This is a genomic window from Bradyrhizobium niftali (assembly GCF_004571025.1).
GTDB lineage: Bacteria > Pseudomonadota > Alphaproteobacteria > Rhizobiales > Xanthobacteraceae > Bradyrhizobium > Bradyrhizobium niftali.
This window is the reverse complement of the sequence record NZ_SPQT01000017.1, coordinates 113,353-131,833: the sequence shown is the minus strand read 5'-3', so window position 1 is coordinate 131,833 and position 18,481 is coordinate 113,353. Positions and strand designations below refer to the sequence as shown.

18 protein-coding genes are annotated in these 18,481 nt (G+C 65.3%); 6 read left to right on the top strand and 12 right to left on the bottom strand.

Going from position 1 to position 18,481, the window contains the following annotated elements; all coding sequences use genetic code 11:
• Positions 1-7: 7 nt before the first annotated feature.
• A complete protein-coding gene (locus E4K65_RS27100) occupies positions 8-1,291 on the bottom strand; it encodes a hypothetical protein (RefSeq protein WP_135176763.1) in 1,284 nt (427 codons plus the stop codon).
• A 333-nt stretch (positions 1,292-1,624) separates the two neighbouring features.
• Between E4K65_RS27100 and E4K65_RS27095 the strand changes: the two genes are divergently transcribed.
• Positions 1,625-2,434: an ABC transporter substrate-binding protein gene (locus tag E4K65_RS27095; RefSeq protein WP_135176716.1), complete on the top strand. Its 810-nt coding sequence runs from the start codon at positions 1,625-1,627 to the stop codon at positions 2,432-2,434.
• On the opposite strand, the gene E4K65_RS27090 is transcribed toward E4K65_RS27095, so the two are convergent.
• From E4K65_RS27090 to hisC, 6 genes are all read right to left on the bottom strand, one after another.
• The gene (locus E4K65_RS27090; RefSeq protein ID WP_135176715.1) at positions 2,408-3,106 is read right to left on the bottom strand and encodes an ABC transporter permease; all 699 of its coding nucleotides are present in this window, start codon (positions 3,104-3,106) and stop codon (positions 2,408-2,410) included. The genes E4K65_RS27095 and E4K65_RS27090 overlap by 27 nt on opposite strands.
• A 215-nt stretch (positions 3,107-3,321) precedes the next feature.
• Positions 3,322-4,014, bottom strand: coding sequence for an aquaporin (locus E4K65_RS27085; protein ID WP_135176714.1), 693 nt, complete (start codon positions 4,012-4,014; stop codon positions 3,322-3,324).
• A complete protein-coding gene (arsC, locus tag E4K65_RS27080; protein WP_135176713.1) occupies positions 4,014-4,424 on the bottom strand; it encodes an arsenate reductase (glutaredoxin) in 411 nt (136 codons plus the stop codon). Before arsC ends, E4K65_RS27085 begins: the two co-directional genes overlap by 1 nt.
• Positions 4,425-4,441: 17 nt before the next feature.
• Positions 4,442-4,924 (bottom strand): ArsI/CadI family heavy metal resistance metalloenzyme, encoded by a 483-nt coding sequence (locus E4K65_RS27075; RefSeq protein ID WP_135176712.1) that lies wholly within the window; start codon positions 4,922-4,924, stop codon positions 4,442-4,444.
• Between the two features lie 11 nt (positions 4,925-4,935).
• Positions 4,936-5,280: an ArsR/SmtB family transcription factor gene (locus E4K65_RS27070; RefSeq protein WP_135176711.1), complete on the bottom strand. Its 345-nt coding sequence runs from the start codon at positions 5,278-5,280 to the stop codon at positions 4,936-4,938.
• 69 nt (positions 5,281-5,349) lie between these two features.
• Positions 5,350-6,402: a histidinol-phosphate transaminase gene (gene hisC, locus E4K65_RS27065; protein WP_135176710.1), complete on the bottom strand. Its 1,053-nt coding sequence runs from the start codon at positions 6,400-6,402 to the stop codon at positions 5,350-5,352.
• A gap of 228 nt (positions 6,403-6,630) precedes the next feature.
• Between hisC and E4K65_RS27060 the strand changes: the two genes are divergently transcribed.
• The 5 genes from E4K65_RS27060 to E4K65_RS27040 all read left to right on the top strand — a co-directional run bounded on the left by E4K65_RS27060 (position 6,631) and on the right by E4K65_RS27040 (position 12,727).
• Positions 6,631-8,106, top strand: coding sequence for an FAD-binding oxidoreductase (locus E4K65_RS27060; protein WP_135176709.1), 1,476 nt, complete (start codon positions 6,631-6,633; stop codon positions 8,104-8,106).
• Positions 8,107-8,381: 275 nt separating this feature from the next.
• Positions 8,382-9,233 carry a 3-hydroxybutyryl-CoA dehydrogenase gene (locus E4K65_RS27055; RefSeq protein WP_135176708.1) on the top strand — a complete coding sequence of 284 codons (852 nt, stop codon included), beginning with the start codon at positions 8,382-8,384 and terminating at the stop codon, positions 9,231-9,233.
• Between the two features lie 284 nt (positions 9,234-9,517).
• Positions 9,518-9,982, top strand: coding sequence for a group III truncated hemoglobin (locus E4K65_RS27050; protein WP_135176707.1), 465 nt, complete (start codon positions 9,518-9,520; stop codon positions 9,980-9,982).
• Positions 9,983-10,227: 245 nt separating this feature from the next.
• Entirely contained in the window at positions 10,228-10,881 is a 654-nt protein-coding gene (locus E4K65_RS27045; RefSeq protein ID WP_135176706.1) for a QcrA and Rieske domain-containing protein, read from the top strand.
• Positions 10,882-10,999: 118 nt separating this feature from the next.
• Positions 11,000-12,727, top strand: coding sequence for a methanol/ethanol family PQQ-dependent dehydrogenase (locus E4K65_RS27040; RefSeq protein ID WP_135176705.1), 1,728 nt, complete (start codon positions 11,000-11,002; stop codon positions 12,725-12,727).
• Between the two features lie 264 nt (positions 12,728-12,991).
• On the opposite strand, the gene E4K65_RS27035 is transcribed toward E4K65_RS27040, so the two are convergent.
• The 5 genes from E4K65_RS27035 to E4K65_RS27010 form a co-directional block, all read right to left on the bottom strand.
• On the bottom strand, positions 12,992-13,252 hold the full coding sequence (locus E4K65_RS27035) for a hypothetical protein (RefSeq protein ID WP_135176704.1): 261 nt from the start codon (positions 13,250-13,252) through the stop codon (positions 12,992-12,994).
• A gap of 103 nt (positions 13,253-13,355) precedes the next feature.
• On the bottom strand, positions 13,356-15,668 hold the full coding sequence (locus E4K65_RS27030; protein WP_027546455.1) for a xanthine dehydrogenase family protein molybdopterin-binding subunit: 2,313 nt from the start codon (positions 15,666-15,668) through the stop codon (positions 13,356-13,358).
• 1 nt (position 15,669) lies between these two features.
• Positions 15,670-16,122 carry a (2Fe-2S)-binding protein gene (locus E4K65_RS27025; protein WP_027546456.1) on the bottom strand — a complete coding sequence of 151 codons (453 nt, stop codon included), beginning with the start codon at positions 16,120-16,122 and terminating at the stop codon, positions 15,670-15,672.
• Between the two features lie 653 nt (positions 16,123-16,775).
• Complete coding sequence (gfa, locus tag E4K65_RS27015) at positions 16,776-17,339, bottom strand: S-(hydroxymethyl)glutathione synthase (protein ID WP_135176703.1); 564 nt, start codon at positions 17,337-17,339, stop codon at positions 16,776-16,778.
• A 31-nt stretch (positions 17,340-17,370) separates the two neighbouring features.
• A complete protein-coding gene (locus E4K65_RS27010) occupies positions 17,371-18,480 on the bottom strand; it encodes an S-(hydroxymethyl)glutathione dehydrogenase/class III alcohol dehydrogenase (RefSeq protein WP_011088955.1) in 1,110 nt (369 codons plus the stop codon).
• Position 18,481 lies beyond the last annotated feature (1 nt).

Genomic DNA, 18,481 nt, shown 5'->3' with positions numbered 1-18,481 from the left:
GAAAAGGTCAGGCGAGAGCGGCCTGGCGTTCCCGCACCGACTCGCGGACCCGGTCTGGCTTCCCAGGCTCGGCGAGCCGGGTAAAGCTGCGATGGCTCGCCTGTGCGGGCGCCTCGACGATGACGCCCTCGCAGACGATCTGCCCGCCCAGCATCCTGAACTCGAGCTTGTCGTACCGCGGCATCGTCTCGCCGGGCGCGGGCGGCAGCAGCTCGACACGGCCCTGGATGTTCAGCGTGGCATCGCCGGTGCCGTGAAGCCGCGGATTCCACATCCTGATCCCGGTCTCCGCCCAGCGCTGCCGGATCAGCTCCGCGCGATCGGCGGGTTCCGTGGCCCTTGCGCGAACTTTCGCTGCGCTACGGATCTCTGGTGCGGGAGACGCAAGGATCGGCTCCGGCGCGATGTCCGCGACGACGCCGGAGGTGTCGGCAGAAGCGTCCTCCGTAGCGACCGCTGTGACCGGTGCGAGATCGCTTGCAGGGACGGGCTCGATCTCCATGGCGACGTCGGCGGATGGACCGCTGTCGATGCTCACGGCAGGGATATCAGACATAGAGACTTCGATGGCGGCGAGGGCGACATGCGGGTCGTCTACGATGGCCGGCTCGATATCGACGAGGACGTCTGAGGATGGCTCGTGGCTGACGATGAGGTCGAGCGTAGCAACCGGAGCGGTCTCGCCATCGTCAGACGAGACCGCTGTTTCCTCCGTGACGACGGGCTCAACGTCGGTCGCGAGCTCGCGAGCTGGACTGCCGCTGACGGCGAGCTCGGGAATGTCGACCGGCGCGCTATCGATGGCGACTGGCCGGACTGAGGCCTCTTCCGTGCCGACCGACTCGACAATCGTTGGGAGTTCCGCAGGCAGGACGTTGCCGGCGGCGAGTTCAGGAACAGCAACGGGCCCAGTCTCCGCCTCCACAGGCAAGACGTCGACAGGCGAGACCGAAGCCTCCTCCACGACGGCCGGCTCGGCTTCCGCCGGCACCGCCGGAGATGGATCGTCACTGACGCCGGTCGTTTCTGTCTGCGCCGCCGGCGGGTTCTCCGCGATGACGGAGGTCGCGGTGTCGTCCTCGGCGACCGGCGCCGCGACCGCGACTCCTGCGTCGTTGAGCAGTGGATTAGCGTTGATGCTGATGTCGGGAGTGCGCGCGGCTTCTGCAACGTCGACGGCGATGGCAGGCGAATCATTCGTGGCGATCGGCGAAAGGTCGATGCTGCCGCCGAGCGGCAAGGGCCGAAGCCTCGTAAACGCCCATTTCACCGCAGGGATGCGGCGCAGCAACGATATCAGTCTCGAAAGCACTGGGAGTTGTCCAAGAGGTACTCGGCGTGAGGCAATCGCTGATTCGCCAGCAATGTGAAAAACTGCCCCGGCCGTCACACCGATGTCAATCTGGGTGGGACCAATTGCAGAACATCCGCACACCATCGCTCGCGAGAGAAGCTGCGATCGTCATGAGGCCACGGTGTGGACGACCACAGTGCAACTGCACGGAACGCGGACACGCGCCGCGAGGCACCTCGCCATGGGCGCGTTGCACCAAACGTCTGGGTTCCCTGCGCCGCTCAGTCGAGGGTAGATTGGAACATCCGGCATCTGGTGTAAGGACGACGCATGAGAAAAATAGTCGCCATCGGAGCGGTTCTGCTCTGGTCCACCATCGCATTCGCGCAGGATCGCACGATCACCGTGGCCTCGACGACGTCGACGGAACAGTCGGGCCTGTTCGGCTATTTGCTGCCGCTGTTCTCGAAGGCCGAGGGCATCAGCGTGAAGGTCGTTGCCGTCGGCACCGGCCAGGCGCTGGATATCGGGCGGCGAGGTGATGCCGACGTGGTGTTCGTCCATGACAGGCCCGCTGAAGATCAGTTCATGTCCGAAGGGCAGGGCGTGAAGCGTTTCGACGTCATGTACAACGACTTCGTCATCGTCGGGCCGAAGAGCGATCCGGCGCAGATTGCCGGCGGCAAGGACGTCGCTGATGCGCTGCGCAAGATCGCGGCAGCCAAGGCGCCGTTCATCTCGCGCGGCGACAAGTCCGGCACGCACGCGGCCGAGCTGAGATTGTGGAAAGAGGCGGGCGTCGATCTCGGTGCCGGCAAGGACAGCTGGTATCGCGAGATCGGCCAGGGCATGGGCCCGGCGCTGAACATGGCCTCGTCCTCGAACGCCTATCTTCTGTCGGATCGTGGCACATGGCTGTCGTTCAAGAACCGCGGCGAGCTCGCCGCCCTGACCGAGGGCGACAAGCGGCTCTTCAACCAGTACGGCGTCATGCTGGTGAATCCGGCAAAGCATTCCAACGTGAAGGCGCAGGATGGGCAGGCCTTCATCGACTGGCTGGTCTCCCCGAAGGGACAGCAGGCGATAGCCGGCTACAAGGTCGGCGGCGAGCAGCTATTTTTCCCCAACGCGGCCAACTAGCAAGAATGCGACGGTCGACACCGCCACACTGAGCGCGAGCAGGATCAGCCCGAGCCCCAGCGCCAGCGGCAGGTCGCCCTTGCTGGTTTCCAGCGCGATGGCGGTCGTCATCGTGCGCGTGAAGCCACGGATGTTGCCGCCGACGACGATGATGGCGCCGACCTCGGCGATGGCACGCCCGAAGGCCGCGAGAAAGGCCGTCAGCAGCGAGGTCCGTCCCAGCGCGAACAGGAGCCCCATGCTGCGCAGGAACGACAGCCCGTCGATCCGCGCCAGGTCGCCATACTCCGCCCAGAGCAGGCTCGCAGGCCGATGCACCAGCGCCACCACGATCGGTGTCGCGAGCAGTGTCTGCGCAATCACCATGGCCGCCGGCGTGAACAGCAGGCCGGCCGCCCCGAGCGGGCCGGACCGTGATAGCAGCAGATAGAGCGCGAGCCCGACCACGACCGGCGGCAGGCCGAGCAGCGCATTGGTCAGCACAATGATGACCTGACGTCCGCGGAAACGGGCGATCGCCAGCAAGGCGCCGAACGGTGCACCGATCAGCAGCGCGACGATGCTCGCGGTCAGGCTGACACGCACCGACAAGGCGACGATGCCCATAAGCTCGGAATCGGCCTCGCCAATCAGTGCAAAGGCGGCACCCGCGGATCGTGCGAAGTCGTTCATCCGCGCCTGAACATCAGCGGTCGGGCGTAGGCCTCCGGGGCGTCGAGGTCGAGGCTGCAAAAGCGCATCACGGGCTGGTCCCTGCAAGTTTCGTCGTCTGGAGCAACAGCAGCGAGGCACCGCCGCCATGGGAGGCGGCTCACAGAATACCTGGCAGGAGCGTTTTGAAAACCCGCTTCATTCGGCCGCAAATGCCGCAGCTGCGGGATCGGGCGTCAGGACGCGAGCGGCCGGGCGTCCCGCTTCGCCGGGGCACCGCCCCACAGCCAGCCTGCGAGCGGAACGGCGAGAAGTGCCCCGGCGATCTGCGCAGCGATGAAGGCCGGCACGCCCTGCGGGGCGATCCCTGCGAAGGTATCGGACAGCGACCTGGCGATGGTGACCGCCGGATTGGCAAAGGACGTCGAGGCCGTGAACCAGTACGCCGAGGTGATGTAGAGGCCGACCGCGTAAGGAACGGCGGCGGGCGTTCGAGACGCGACGCCGAGGATCGTCAACAGCAGACCGAAGGTCGCCACGGCCTCGGCAAGCCATTGTCCGGCTCCCGAGCGCTGCGTCAGCGAAAGCTGGAGAAGTGGAAGCTCGAACATCAGATGTGCGATCCACACACCGATGATCGCGCCGGAGATCTGTGCGGCGATGTAGATCGCCGCGTCCCTCCAGGCTGTTTCGCCGCGCAGGGCGAAGGCCAGCGTCACCGCCGGATTGAAATGGGCGCCCGACATGGCGGCGAAGGTGAGGATCAGCGCGACCAGGATGGCGCCGGTGGCGATCGTGTTGCACAGGAGCGCGAGCGCGACGTTTCCGCCCGAGAGCTTCGCGGCCATGATCCCCGAGCCGACCACCGCGGCCAGCAGGAACGCGGTCCCGAGCCACTCGGCGAAGGCGCGCTGCGCAAGCCCCGGCATCAGGCGCCGCGGTCCAGCCGGACGCGCTCGCCGTCTTCCTTGACGAATTCGCCCTGCTGCGCCGGCAGGAGGTCCAGCACCAGCTCCGAGGGGCGGCAGAGCTTGACGCCTTTCGGCGTGACCACGATCGGCCGGTTGATCAGGATGGGATGCACCATCATCGCGTCGAGAAGCTGATCGTCGGTCAGCGCCGCGTCGCCGAGCCCGAGCTCGGCATAGGGCGTGCCCTTTTCCCGAAGCAACGCGCGCACGGGCAGTCCCATGCGCGCGATCAGTTGTTGCAACAGCGCCCGCGATGGGGGCGTCTTCAGATACTCGATTACATGCGGTTCGATGCCGGCGCTCCGGATCATCGCGAGCGTATTGCGCGAGGTGCCGCAAGCGGGATTGTGGTAGATGATCGCATCCATGACCAAGCACTTCGTTCCTAGCAGCAGGGCGATTGTTGCTTTGGCGCCGCCTGCGGCGCGCAGCAAGCCGATTGCTTCTCCGGTTGTCTTTCATGGGCAACCCGCGCGCCATTCTCACCGGTGCCGTCGCCATAGTCGGTGCTCTCGCCCGTGGTGTGGAAGGTCTCCCAGGCGATTCCAGCGGGATCGTCGATCCAGGATTTCTCGGACCTCGCATAGCAGCAGGTCGTCTGGCCCTGTTCGATGATGTCGCCGCCGGCCTGGCGCAGCCGCGCGTAGACCTCCTGAAGCTCGTCACCGGTCTCGACCTGGATGCCGAGATGGTCGAGGCCGGGCTCGCGTCCGCGCGTCGAGATCGCGAAGTTCACGCGGGGGTCTTCGAGCATCCATTTGGCGTAGTCGGATTTCACCACCGAGGGCTGGGTCGCGAACAAAGCCGAGTAGAAGCCGATGGAGCGGGGGAGATCCTCGACGGACAGGTGAACGTGCAGGCGCTTCATGGTTCGTCCTTTCAGGCCGGAATTTTGCTGCGCTTTCGCGCGGGCTTGCAGGCGGCGGCCGGAGCGCATGACGTTCCGCCGCAGCAATTTTCGGTCAGGAAGCCGACGAGCTCATTCATGGTCTCGAACCGCGCTGCATAGATCATCGAGCGGCCCTCGCGCCGGACGGTGGCGAGACCCGCCATCCGCAGCCGGTCGAAGTGGAACGTCAGCGTGTTGGGGGCGAGATCCAGCGCTTCCGCGATCGAGCCGGCAGTCATGCCGTCGGGGCCCGCCTGCACCAGCAGACGGAAGACGTCGAGGCGATTGTCCTGGGCCAGCGCGGCGAGCGCCGTGACGGCGTCTGTCGTTTCCATATTTCAACGATTATTGAAATAATGGGGCCCTGTCAACCGGACGGACGGCGTCCGTCACGCGCCCTTGGATCAGATCAGGCCGCGCAGCGCTTCAATCAGCCGGCCACATTGCTCCTCGGTTCCGACCGTGATGCGCAGGAAATCCTCGATGCGCGGCTTCTTGAAATGGCGGACCAGAACGCCGCGCTGGCGAAGTGCGGCCGCCAGATCGGCTCCGCTCCGGCTTCGGTGACGCGCGAACACGAAGTTTGCGAGCGACGGCAACACCTCGAAGCCGAGTTGTCCGAGATCGCGGGTCAGTGCTTCGCGGCTCGAGACGATACGGGCGCGGGTCTCGAGGAACCACCCGTCGTCCTCGATGGCGGCGACGGCGCCGGCGATGGCGAGACAATCGACGGGATAGGAGTTGAAGCTGTCCTTCACCCGCTCCAGCGCCTCGATCAGCGGCGGTTGGCCGATGGCAAAGCCGACGCGCAGACCGGCGAGCGAGCGCGATTTCGAGAAGGTCTGGATGACGAGCAGATTGTCGTGGCGCGCAACGAGCTGCACCGCGCTCTCGGCGCCGAAATCGACATAGGCCTCGTCCACCACCACCAGCCGGTCTGGATTTTCGGCGACCAGCGCCGCGATCGCCTCGCGCGGAAGGGCGATGCCGGTGGGCGCATTCGGATTGCAGAGAAGAATGGCGCTCGATGGCCGCCTGTAGCCGGCGATCTCGATCCTCATCGCGGCATCGAGCGGCACCTCCTCGTGAGCTACGCCATAGAGGCGGCAATAGACAGGGTAGAAGCTGTAGGTGACGTCGGGAAACAGCAGCGGCCTGTCGTGCTTGAGAAGGGCCGGGAAGGTGTGGGCCAGAACCTCGTCGGAGCCGTTGCCGACGAACACCTGCTCGGCCGCAACATCGCAATACGCTGCGATCGCCTCGCGCAGGCGCGTGGCGCGCGGATCTGGATAGAGACGTAGCCGCTCCGCAGCCGACGCAATCGCCGCCAGCACGCGCGGCGAGGGCGGATAGGGATTCTCGTTGGTATTGAGCTTGACGATGCCATCCTGCTTCGGCTGCTCGCCCGGGACGTAGGGCGAAAGCGTGTGGACGACCGGACTCCAGAAGCGGCTCATGATCCCCAATCCAGGTTGATCGCGGCACAGTAGGGCACGGCGGGCGTCGACGGAAGTGCGCTTCCGGTTCGGCAGCCGAGGCAGGTCTGCACAAGCGTCGCAGCCGGGGACGTTCCCGCAAACGCGACCTTCATGCTAGGTTCATCGCGCAAACGTCCAGAATCGAAAACAAGAACGAAGGCCGGCGCGCCCCAGGGCTGCGCAGAAGAGCCGCAAAGCGAGGAACACATGCCGGGTGCAGCCCTTGTCACCGCTCCCTCCATTCCGACCGCGCCCGTGACGCCAGCCATTCTCGACCGCTTGCGAGCTATCGTGGGCGACAAGGGCCTGATCCTGGACGAGCAGGACAAGCGCCCGTTCGTGACCGATTGGCGCGGCGAGCTGGCGGGGCAGGCCGCGGCGGTCGTGCGTCCGGCCAACACCGCGGAAGTCTCGGCTGTCATCAAGCTCTGCTACGACAGCGGCATTGCCGTCGTGCCGCAGGGCGGCAACACCGGCCTGATGGGCGGTGCCACGCCGTGGCCCGCGCACCGCGGCATCGTGCTGTCGCTCGGTCGCATGAATCGTGTGCTGAATGTCGATCCCGTCGGCTACGCCATGACGGTGGAGGCGGGGTGCATCCTTCAGACGCTCCAGGAGACGGCCGCGCGTCATGATCGCTTCTTTCCGCTCAGCCTGGGTGCCCAGGGCTCGTGCATGATCGGTGGCAATCTGTCGACCAATGCTGGCGGCGTGCAGGTGCTGCGTTACGGCAATGCGCGAAATCTGGTGCTGGGTCTCGAGGTCGTGCTGGCGAGCGGCGAGGTCTGGGACGGGCTGCGCGCACTCAAGAAGGACAATACCGGATATGACCTCAAGCATCTGTTCATGGGCGCCGAAGGAACGCTCGGCATCATCACCAAGGCGGTGCTGAAACTCTGGCCCGCGCCGAAGGACGTCTGCACGGCATGGCTCGCGATCCGCGATCCCAGGGCGGCGATCGAGCTCCTGTCGGAGGCGCATGCCGCCTCCGACGACAATGTCGGCTCCTGCGAGCTGATGAGCCGCGCCTGCACCGACATGGTGCTGCGCCACATTCCCGGCACCCAGGACCCTCTCAAGGCCGAGACCGAATGGTATCTCCTTCTCGAATGGTCGTCGGCCCGGCCGCGGCAGGACGGCGCGGGCATGTCGGACAGGATGGAGCAGTTCTTGGCCGATCAGCTCGAGGCGGGCCGGGTGCTGGATGCGGTGATTGCGCAAACCGAAGCGCAGTCGCGCAACATGTGGCGCATTCGCGAGAGCGTGGCCGAGGCATCGCGCGCCGAGGGGCCGGGCCTGAGCTACGACGTGTCGGTCGCAATCTCGGGGATTCCCGAGTTCATCGACAGGGGTCTCAAGGCCGTGCTCGACATCCTGCCGACGATCCGCCCCTATCCGCTTGGCCACATCGGAGACGGCAATTTGCACTTCTCCTTCATGGGCCCGAAGGGCATGGATCGCGACACGCTCACCCAGTACTCTGCGGCGATCACGCGGGTCGTCAACGACCTCATCACCTCCATGGCCGGCTCGATCTCCGCCGAACACGGCATCGGCATCGAGAAGCTCGACGAGCTCCAGCATTATCGCTCCAGGACCGAGCTCGACATCATGCGCACGATCAAGCGGGCCCTTGACCCCAAGAACATCATGAATCCCGGCAAGGTGCTGCGTCTCGAATGAGGCGAGGCCTGACACCGCAGCTTCCCCCGCCGATCGACCCCGGTCGCCGCACCCGCGGCGCTCTTGGGCCGGCGCTTGCGCCGCATGGCTCGGGCCAAACGGGCTGCGAGGCCGCGAAATCATCCCCTTCTGCGGCTTTATTCCCGCCATGGATGGTTTAAGGAAGGGGCAGGATCAGGTCGCACCCGGCGACTGGCGGTGCTAGAGCCTGATGCAGGAACAATGGGGCCGGGCCGCTAGCGGCACGCCCGCAAGGATGAGAAGGATGTGACGCAATGATCCAGACCGTTGGCATCATCGGGGCAGGGACCATGGGGAACGGCATCGCGCAAATCTGCGCCGCGGCCGGGCTCTCGGTCGTGATGGTCGACATTTCCGATGCGGCGGTGAACCGCGGGATTTCGACCGTCGGCGGCAGCCTCGAGCGCCTGGTCAAGAAGGAGAAGATGTCGGCGGCCGACCGCGAGGCGACGCTCAAGCGCATCACCGGCACCACCGACCGGGCGAAGCTGGCCGATTGCGACCTGGTGATCGAGGCCGCCACCGAGAACGAGGAGCTCAAGGTCAAGATCCTGAAGGACCTCTGCGCGACGCTGTCGCCGCGCACGCTCGTTGCAACCAATACCTCGTCGATCTCGATCACGAAGCTTGCCGCCGCGACCGATCGCCCCGACCGCTTCATCGGCATGCACTTCTTCAATCCTGTGCCGGTGATGGCGCTGCTCGAGCTCATCCGCGGCCTGCAGACCTCCGACGACACCCACGCCAAGGCGCTCGATTTCGCCCAGCGCGTCGGCAAGGTGGCGATCACGGCCAAGAACAGCCCGGGCTTCGCGGTCAACCGCATCCTGTGCCCGATGATCAACGAGGCGATCTTCGCTCTCCAGGAGGGGATCGCGACGGCGGAAGAGATCGACGCCGGCATGAAGCTCGGCTGCAACCATCCGATCGGGCCGCTGGCGCTGGCCGATCTCGTCGGGCTCGACACGATGTTGTCGGTGATGGAGGTCTTCTACAAAGGCTTCAACGACCCGAAATACCGTCCGGCCCCCTTGCTGAAGGAAATGGTCGATGCCGGGCATCTCGGCCGCAAGACCGGGCAGGGTTTTTACACTTACGGCGCCTGATGACACGGCGTAGGCGGCGGGGCGTTCGAGCCCGCCGCCCGTCCCGCAATTTGCGCTGCGACAAAGACGCCGCGCGCAATTGGCTCCACTATGGATGCGGGCGCGTTCTTCCTTCTCCCCTTGTGGGAGAAGGTGGCGCAAAAGCGCCGGATGAGGGGTTGGTTCCGCGAGCTCCAATGGTTGAGGAGTGCGCGGACATAACCCCTCACCAGTCTCGCCGCGCTTGCGGCGAGCCACCCTCTCCCACAAGGGGAGAGGGGAAGACGAAAACGGACGAAGAGCATATGTCGGATCGACTGAAGGCCGAGCGCGAAGCGGCGGCCGCGCGCCGGAACTTGCTGACCCAGGATGCGATCGAGCGCACCGGGATCACCGAAGAGATGATCGCGGAACTCGTTGCGCGCTTTTACGGGCGCGTGCGCGAGGACGCGCTCCTGGGGCCGGTATTCGCGGTCGTGCAGAATTGGGACGAGCATCTCGCCAAGCTCGGGGATTTCTGGTCGTCAGTCGTGCTGATGAGCGGCAGCTATCATGGCTCACCGATGCGGGCGCATCTGCCGCTCAGCCTTGTCGGCGATCATTTCGACCGCTGGCTCGATCTGTTCGAACAGACCGCGCGCGACGTCTGTCCGCCCGCGGCGGCCGCGCTCTTCATCGACAAGGCACGCCGCATCGCCGACAGTTTTGAAATGGCGTCGGCAACGGTCGCAGGCCGCATCGCTTCGCCGCGTCACGTGCTCAGATCGTGAAATACCAAATGCCTGCCTGAGAAACGTGCAGCTCACATCGCGCGATGGCGCGTCGCACCAATTCCAACATCATCGGTCTGGTCTGCAAAATCATCATGCCGCTCGCGTGGTGCGATGTAAAACTGTGAAAATACGTTTGAACGCGTTCACTCTCGTTCAATCAAAGCGAGCATAGCCATATTGATGCACTGCGGCGCCAATTCTTCGCCTTGTTTTCGGCAGAGTTCCAGCGCCTGCTAACGTGCATGTCGCGCGCATCGTTCAACATCAATTCCCCATCCTCCGAGAATTCTGCGGAGCCTGAAGTTGACGCGGCCATGGAGCAGACGCGGCGAACGCTGCTGCTGGGTGCGCTCGCCACCTCGGCCTGCCTCGGCTGTTCCACATCGGCGCGCGCAGGCGAGGATCCGCCCGGCTCCGACGAACGGCCGCAGAAGGGCGATGTGCTCGTCTTCTCCGACGGTGACCAGGAGGGCAAGCTGATCACCGCGGCCGACCTGCCGGCCGGCGGGCCGCCCGTGCATGCCTGGCCGAAGGACCCCAAGACATCGGTGGTGCGCAGCGCCTCGCGGCTCAACGAGATCCTGCTCATCCGGCTCGATCCCGCCGAGCTCGACGAGCAGACCCGCGCGCGCGCCGTCGACGGCATCATCGCCTATTCGGCGATCTGCTCCCATGCCGGCTGTCCCGTCACCGCCTGGGTGAAGAGCGACGTCGGCGACAAGGAGGTGCTCAAGTGCATGTGCCACAACTCCGAATACGATCCTCGCGCGGGCGCGCAGGTCGTGTTCGGGCCGGCACCGCGACGGCTCGCGGCGCTGCCGCTGGCGTTCGCTGACGGTTCGCTCAGCGTCGCCGGAAACTTCGTCGGAAAGGTAGGTGGCGCGCAGCCAGGATGATGGACGGTGGCGGGTCATGCCCGCGTCACGAGAGGCCGCATCCGCCGATGGGCGGACGACGGGACGAACGACAAGAATTCAACGCAAGAATTCAAACGGATGAAAAAGGGGAACGTCCATGACCAGGAAGCAATGGTTACTGTCCGGCTTCGTCGCCTTCACCTGTCTTGCCTCGACCGCCGCCGTGTCTGGCCCGATCGAGAATTATTCTCCGGTCACCGCGCAGCGCCTGGAGAATCCGGAACCGAGCAACTGGATGCTCTATCGGCGCACCTATGACGGGCAGGGCTACAGCCCGCTCGACCAGATCAACACCTCGAACGTGAAGGGTCTCACGCCGGTCTGGACGTTTGCGACAGGCGTCGTCGAAGGCCACGAGGCGCCGCCGATCATCAACAATGGCGTGATGTTCGTGGCGACCCCGATGGGGCAGGTGATCGCGTTGAACGCGAAAACCGGCGACGAATACTGGCGCTACAAGCGGCAGCTCCCCGACGATCTGTTCCAGCTGCATCCGACCAGTCGCGGCGTCGGCCTCTGGGAGGACAAGCTCTATCTCGCCACCACCGACGATCATGTCGTCGCGCTCGACGCCAAGACCGGCAAGGTGGTGTGGGACACCAAGGTGCAGGACTACAAGAAGGGCCAGTACATGACCCTGATGCCGCTGATCGTCGACGGCAAGGTCATCGTCGGCGGCTCCGGCGGCGAGTTCGGCGTGCGCGGCTATGTCGCCGCCTATGACGCCAAGGACGGCAAGGAGCTGTGGCGGACCTACACCATTCCCGGCGAGGGCGAGCCCGGTCACGACACCTGGCAGGGCGACGACTGGAAGAACGGCGGCGGCTCGGCCTGGATGACCGGCAATTACGACAAGGACACCAAGACGATCTATTGGGGCGTCGGCAACGCGGCGCCGTGGCCGGGCGAGACGCATCCGGGCGACAATCTCTACACCTCGTCGGTGCTTGCGCTCGATCCGAACAACGGCAAGATCAAGACCTATCACCAGTACCACCAGAACGATTCCTGGGACTGGGACGAGGTCGAGGCGCCGATGCTGATCGACCTGCAACGCGACGGTCGCAACATCAAGAGCCTGGTCCATCCGGGGCGCGACGCGATCTTCTGGGTGCTCGAGCGCACGCCGACCAAGATCAACTACGTGGCCGGCTGGCCGTTCGTCTCCACCGACGTCTGGAAGGGCATCGATGCCGAAACCGGCAAGCCGATCGTCGATCCCGCGCACAAGCCGGTAATTGGCAAGCGCGTGGAGTTCTGTCCGTCGCTGTGGGGCGGCAAGGACTGGCCGTCGGCGGCCTACAGCCAGAAGACCGGCCTCGTCTACGTGCCCGCCAACGAGAATTTCTGCGGCGGCTTCACCGGCGAGAAGGTCGCACTCAAGCCGGGCGAGCTCTGGCTCGGCACCAAGCCGGAAGACATTGGGCTGAAGACAAAGCCGGGCGCGGATCATTTTGGCGAACTGCAGGCCTGGGATCCCGTCACGGGCAAGAAGGTGTGGCAGCACAACTTCCCGAAGTCGCAGCTGTTCGGCTCGGTGACGGCGACCGCGGGCGATCTCATCTTTGCCGGCGGTACCAACGATCGCAACTTCCGCGCCTTCAACGCCAAGACCGGCGAGCTGCTGTGGGAGCAGAAGACCAACTCCGGCATCATGGGCATGCCGGTCTCCTATGAGATCGACGGCACCCAATACATCGCGATCCAGTCGGGATGGGGTGTGGACGCGCAGCGGATCCAGGATGCGCTCGTGACCAACAACATCGGCATCGAGGCCAACGTGCCCCAGGGCGGCGTGGTCTGGGTGTTCGCGCTGAAGAAATAGCTCCGCGGGCGGATCGAAAGAAGCGGAGCAGCAAGGGGGGTGGCGAATGCGGCGGACGGAAACGTCCGCCGCATTTTGTGTGGGCGTCTTCCCTTCTCCCCTTGTGGGAGAAGGTGGCGTACGCTTTGCGCGCGACGGATGAGGGGTTCTATCCGCGCATCATGATGTGAGAGATTCCCGGAGACAAACCCCTCACCCAAGCGAGGTTGTATCAGCCAGCGTCGCTGCCCTCTCCCACAAGGGGAGAGGGCACATCGATGTCGACTACTTCCCCTGGCGATCCACCTTGTCCTTTTCCTTCTGGTTCATCTCCTGAACTTTTGGATCGGTGCTGCTCTGCCCGGTGGTCTGGGTGGTCGAGGCGGGCGGGGCGGTGGCGTTGGGCAGTGAGTTCTGGTCCGGCGCGGTGGGGCGGGTGGCCGTGGTCGGCGGCGTCGTGTTGCTCTGGGCGAAGGCGCCGCCAGCGGTCAAAAGAAAGGCGCCCGACAGCAGCGAGACTGCGAGCGCCTTCGTGATGTTGATCATCGATCTGCTCCTGTGAGATCGATGCAAACGGCGCATGGCCGCCTGATGTTCCTAAGCGCGATAGACTTCTATCGCGCTCCTTCTTGTTTGAGCTTCCATGCGCTCACGCCTCCAATTGCTTGCCGATCGGCAGCGCGCGGATGCGTTTTCCGGTCGCGGCGAAGATGGCATTCATGAGAGCCGGTGCGAACGGCGGAACGCCGGGCTCGCCGACGCCGCTCGGTGGCGTGCCTGACGCGGGCGGCACGATGTAGACGTTGGTCACCAGGGGAGACTCGTCGATCCTGACGAGCTGGAAGTCGTCAAAGTTCTTCTGCTGCACCTTGCCGTCCTTGAAGGTGATCTCGCCATATTTGGCGAGGCTGAGGCCCATGATCGCCGCGCCCTCGATCTGCGAGGCGATGCGCTCGGGGTTGACATAGGTGCCGCAATCGATCGCGGTGTCGACCCGCGGCACCGTCAGCTTGCCCTTGTCGTCGACGGCCACCTCGACGATAGTCGCGATGTAGCTGACGAAGCTGCGGTGTACCGCGATGCCGAGACCGTGGCCCTTGGGCACCTGACGGCCCCATTCGCCCTTCTCGGCCACCAGCTCGACCACCTTGCGCAGGCGCGCGGTGTCGATCGGGTAGCTGTCCAGGGGCTCGCCGTAGTTCCACAAGTCCTTCACCGCGGGCTTGACGATCCGCGGGCTGCCAATCAGCGCGAGCAGCGTCTCCTTCTGGTCGCGGCCGGTTGCGTTCGCGATCTCGCCGACCATCGACTGCACCGCGAAGGCGCGCGGGATGTTCGAGACCGAGCGGAACCAGCCGATGCGGGTGAACGCCGCGGCCTCCGGGTTCTCGCAGGAGATGTTGGCGATCTCGAACGGCATGTCGACGAGGCCCATGCCGAGCTCGAAGGGCGCCTGGTGCACCGTACCGGCCGCAAAGGTCGAGGCGATGCTGGGCGCCACGCTGCGGTGGCGCCAGGCGATCACCTTGCCGCTCTTGTCGAGGCCGGCCTCGATCCGCTCGACCGAGACGGTGTGCAGGAAGCCGTTGTGGATGTCGTCCTCCCGCGTCCACTGCACCTTCACCGGCGCGCCGAGCTCCTTCGACAGCAACGCGGCTTCGAGCGCATAGTCGCATTTCGACTTGCGGCCGAAACCGCCGCCGAGCAGCGTGACGTTGACGGTGACGTTCTCCTCGGGGATGCCGAGAGTCTTGGCGACGTCCTCGCGGGTGCCGCCCGGGCTCTGCACCGGCGCCCAGATCTCCGCCTTGTCGCCCTTGACGTCGGCGACCGCCACCGGCGGTTCCATGGCGACATGGGCGAGATGCGGGACGTAGTACTCGCCGACGATCACCTTGTCGGCGCCTTTCAGGGCGGCGTCCGCATCGCCCTCCTTGCGCACGACGAGGCCGGGTTTGCGCGAGGCCTCCTCGAGCTCCTTGCGGTAGGCGACGGAGTCGTATTTGCCGTTGGCGCCGTCGTCCCAGACCAGTTTCAGCGCGTCGCGGCCCTTGATCGCCGCGCCGGTGTTGCGCGCGATCACCGCGACGCCGCCGAGCGGCTGGAATTTCGACGGCCACGGCCAGCCGCGCGCCTGCATCACCTTCTCGACGCCGGGCACCTTCAACGCCGCGTCCGGATCGAACGAGGTAAGCTTGCCGCCGGTCACCGGCGGGCGCGCGATCACGGCATATTTCATCCCCGGCAGGCGCACGTCGGCGCCGTATTGCGCCTTGCCTGTGGTGATGTCGTGGAGATCGACGATGCCGATCTGGCCCTTGGTCAGGTAGCGGAAGTCCTTGGGGTCCTTCAGCTTGAGACCTTCGATGCTCGGCACCGATTCCTTGGCGGCGTCGGCGGCGAGCTCGCCGAAGCCGAGCTTGCGTCCGCTGGCGCTGTGGACGACCTCGTGATTGACGGCCTTGACCTCGGTCGCGGGTACGCCCCAGCGCTTGGCGGCGGCCTGCTCCAGCATGGTGCGGGCGGCAGCGCCGATCTGGCGCATCGGGATCAGGTAATGCCGCGTGCTGCGGGAGCCGTCGGTGTCCTGGTTGCCGAACTTGACCTCGTCGCCATGGGCCTGCTGCACCTTGACCCTGGACCAGTCGGCCTCCATCTCCTCGGCCACGATCAGGGGCAGGCTGGTGCGCACGCCGGTGCCCATCTCGGAGCGGTGGGCGACGATGCTGACGATGCCGTCGGGCGCGACCGCGACGAACACGCGCGGATCGACCACGACGCCGTGCGGCATCTTTCCGGCGCCGGTCTCATAGGCAAACGCCTGGCGCGACATCACGGGCGCGGCGAGCACGAAGCCGCCGGTGATGCCGAGCCCCTTCAGGATGCTGCGGCGCGAGACCTTCTCGACACGGATGTTCTTTTCGAAGCTGTGAAGCTTCCGGGGATTGTCGATGAAATTCATGTCACACTCCCGTCGAGGCGAGATGGACCGCGTTCTCGATGCGCTGGTAGCAGCCGCAGCGGCAGATGTTGCCGGACATGGCCTCGCGAATCTGGTCGTGCGAGGGCTTCGGGTTGTCCATCAAGAGCGCCGCGGCCTGCATGATCTGGCCGGCCTGGCAGAAGCCGCATTGGGGCACGTTGACCTGGCGCCAGGCTTTTTGAACCGGGTGATCGCCGTTCGGATGCAATCCCTCGATCGTCGTGACCTCGCGTCCGGCGACGTCGTTGACCGACGTGATGCAGGAGCGCACCGCCTCCTTGTCGACGATGACGGTGCAGGCGCCGCACAGGGCCTGGCCACAGCCGAACTTGGTGCCGGTCAGCCCGGCCTCGTCACGCAGGAACCAGAGTAGCGGGAGATTCGGGTCGCCGTCCCAGCTCTGTTCCTGGCCGTTGATCTTCACCTTGATCATGATCGTCCCTCGCTCTTCATAAGCATGAATTGAAATACGCCGGCATGCGCCGGCGGGGCTCGTGCGTCGTCGCAACGTCCCGCCGTCATCCCTCGCGGGCAAATCCCGGAGGGAGGCAGGAACGCCATAGCGATGTCTGGATGTACTCGATACCTCCCGTTTTGTTCTTCTTTGATTGAACTTCGCGCGGCATCGTGACGGCGCGATCGTAGCAGCGATCGCGCCGGCCCGGCGTTCACAGCCGGGTGTTCTCAGCGTCCGGAGATTGCATCTGTGGTTTGTCAAAAGCAGGGCGCGGCATTGCGCCGCGCGCATTGCGCAACTGCAAAGCGGATCGCAACAAAAAAAGCTTCGTCCGCCAGAAAGACTGTACGGACGAAGCAGGATGCCTCAGTCGAGGGAGGGAGAAACGCAGCTGCCGCGGGCTTCAGGCGGGAAGCGGACGGCACTGCGCAGTCATTCAGAGACCAGGACTGAGGGAGCACGTGGCCCTCGCAGACGCAGCTCGTAGACGCAGAGTGCAGAAGCAGCGGCTTCGCTGCGATCATGGGAAGGCACCTCCGTCCGGCTCGCTGGTGCTGGTCGGGACCAGCGAGCGGACGTGGCGTGGGTCTGGCGGCCCTGCTCGGGCCGCCTCGTTCAGGCGGCCCTCGTCAGGCTGCTTTGGCTTTCGCCACGTGGGTCGCGATCGCGTCCATCAGCGCCGGCGACAGGCAGTCGTAGGGCTCGAGCCCGATCTCCTTCAGCCGCGAACGGATGCCGGCCATCTGCTCCGGCTTCACGCCGGCTTCGATCACCGAGGAGACGAAGGCGGCGAATTGCGGCGCCTGCGAGCCCTGTTCCTGGAACAGTTCGGGATGGATGAAGTCGAGGCCGTAGAACGGATGGTTCTTGTTCTCGATGCGGCCATACATGTGCGTGCCGCAGGCCTTGCAGGCGTGGCGCTGGATCACCGCGGAGGCGTCGACGATCTGGAGCTTGTCGCCGTTCTCGAGCACGGTGACGTTCTGGCGCGGCACCACGGCCACGACGGAGAACGTCGCGCCCTGCGGCTTCCAGCACTTGGTGCAGCCACAGGCGTGGTTGTGGGCGACGTCGCCCTTGATGCCGACCTTGACCTGATGGTCCTTGCATTTGCAGGCAAGCGTGCCGCCGGCGAAGCTGCCGCTGCCCTGCTTGAGGCCGTTGTCGATCGATGGGTGGAGTGCAACAGTCATGGGACGATCCTCCTGGGGGGTTGGCAGTGAGCTAGTAGACGACGACGGAACGGATGGATTTGCCCTCATGCATGAGGTCAAAGCCCTTGTTGATCTCTTCGAGCTTGAGCACGTGGGTGATCATCGGATCGATCTGGATCTTTCCGTTCATGTACCAGTCGACGATCTTCGGCACGTCGGTGCGGCCGCGCGCGCCGCCGAAGGCCGTGCCGCGCCAGTTGCGGCCGGTGACGAGCTGGAACGGGCGGGTGGCGATCTCCTTGCCGGCTTCGGCGACGCCGATGATGATCGAGGTGCCCCAGCCGCGATGGCAGGCTTCCAGCGCCTGGCGCATCACGGTGGTGTTGCCGGTGCAGTCGAAGGTGTAGTCGGCACCGCCGTCGGTGAGGTTGACGAGATGCGGGACGATGTCGCCGGTGATCTTCTTCGGGTTGACGAAGTGGGTCATGCCGAACCGGCGGCCCCAGTCTTCCTTGGAATCGTTGACGTCAACGCCGATGATCTTGTCGGCGCCGGCCATCTTGGCGCCCTGGATCACGTTCAATCCGATGCCGCCGAGGCCGAACACGACCACGTTGGCGCCCGGTTCGACCTTGGCGGTGTTGACGACGGCGCCGACGCCGGTGGTGACGCCGCAGCCGATGTAGCAGCTCTTGTCGAACGGCGCGTCCTCGCGGATCTTGGCGACGGCGATCTCCGGCAGCACGGTGAAGTTCGAGAAGGTCGAGCAGCCCATGTAGTGGTAGATCGGCTTGCCCTTGTAGGAGAAGCGGCTGGTGCCGTCGGGCATCACGCCCTTGCCCTGCGTCGCGCGGATCGCGGTGCAGAGATTGGTCTTCTGGCTCAGGCAGCTTTTGCACTGCCGGCATTCCGGCGTGTAGAGCGGGATGACGTGGTCGCCCGGCTTCACCGAGGTCACGCCGGGGCCGATCTCGCGGATGATGCCGGCGCCCTCATGGCCCAGGATCGACGGGAAGATTCCCTCGCTGTCGAAGCCGTCGAGCGTGTAGGCGTCGGTATGGCAGATGCCCGTCGCCTTGATCTCGACCAGGACCTCGCCGGCCTTCGGTCCTTCCAGGTCGACCTCGACGATCTCAAGCGGCTTCTTCGCCTCGAAAGCGACGGCGGCACGTGTCTTCATC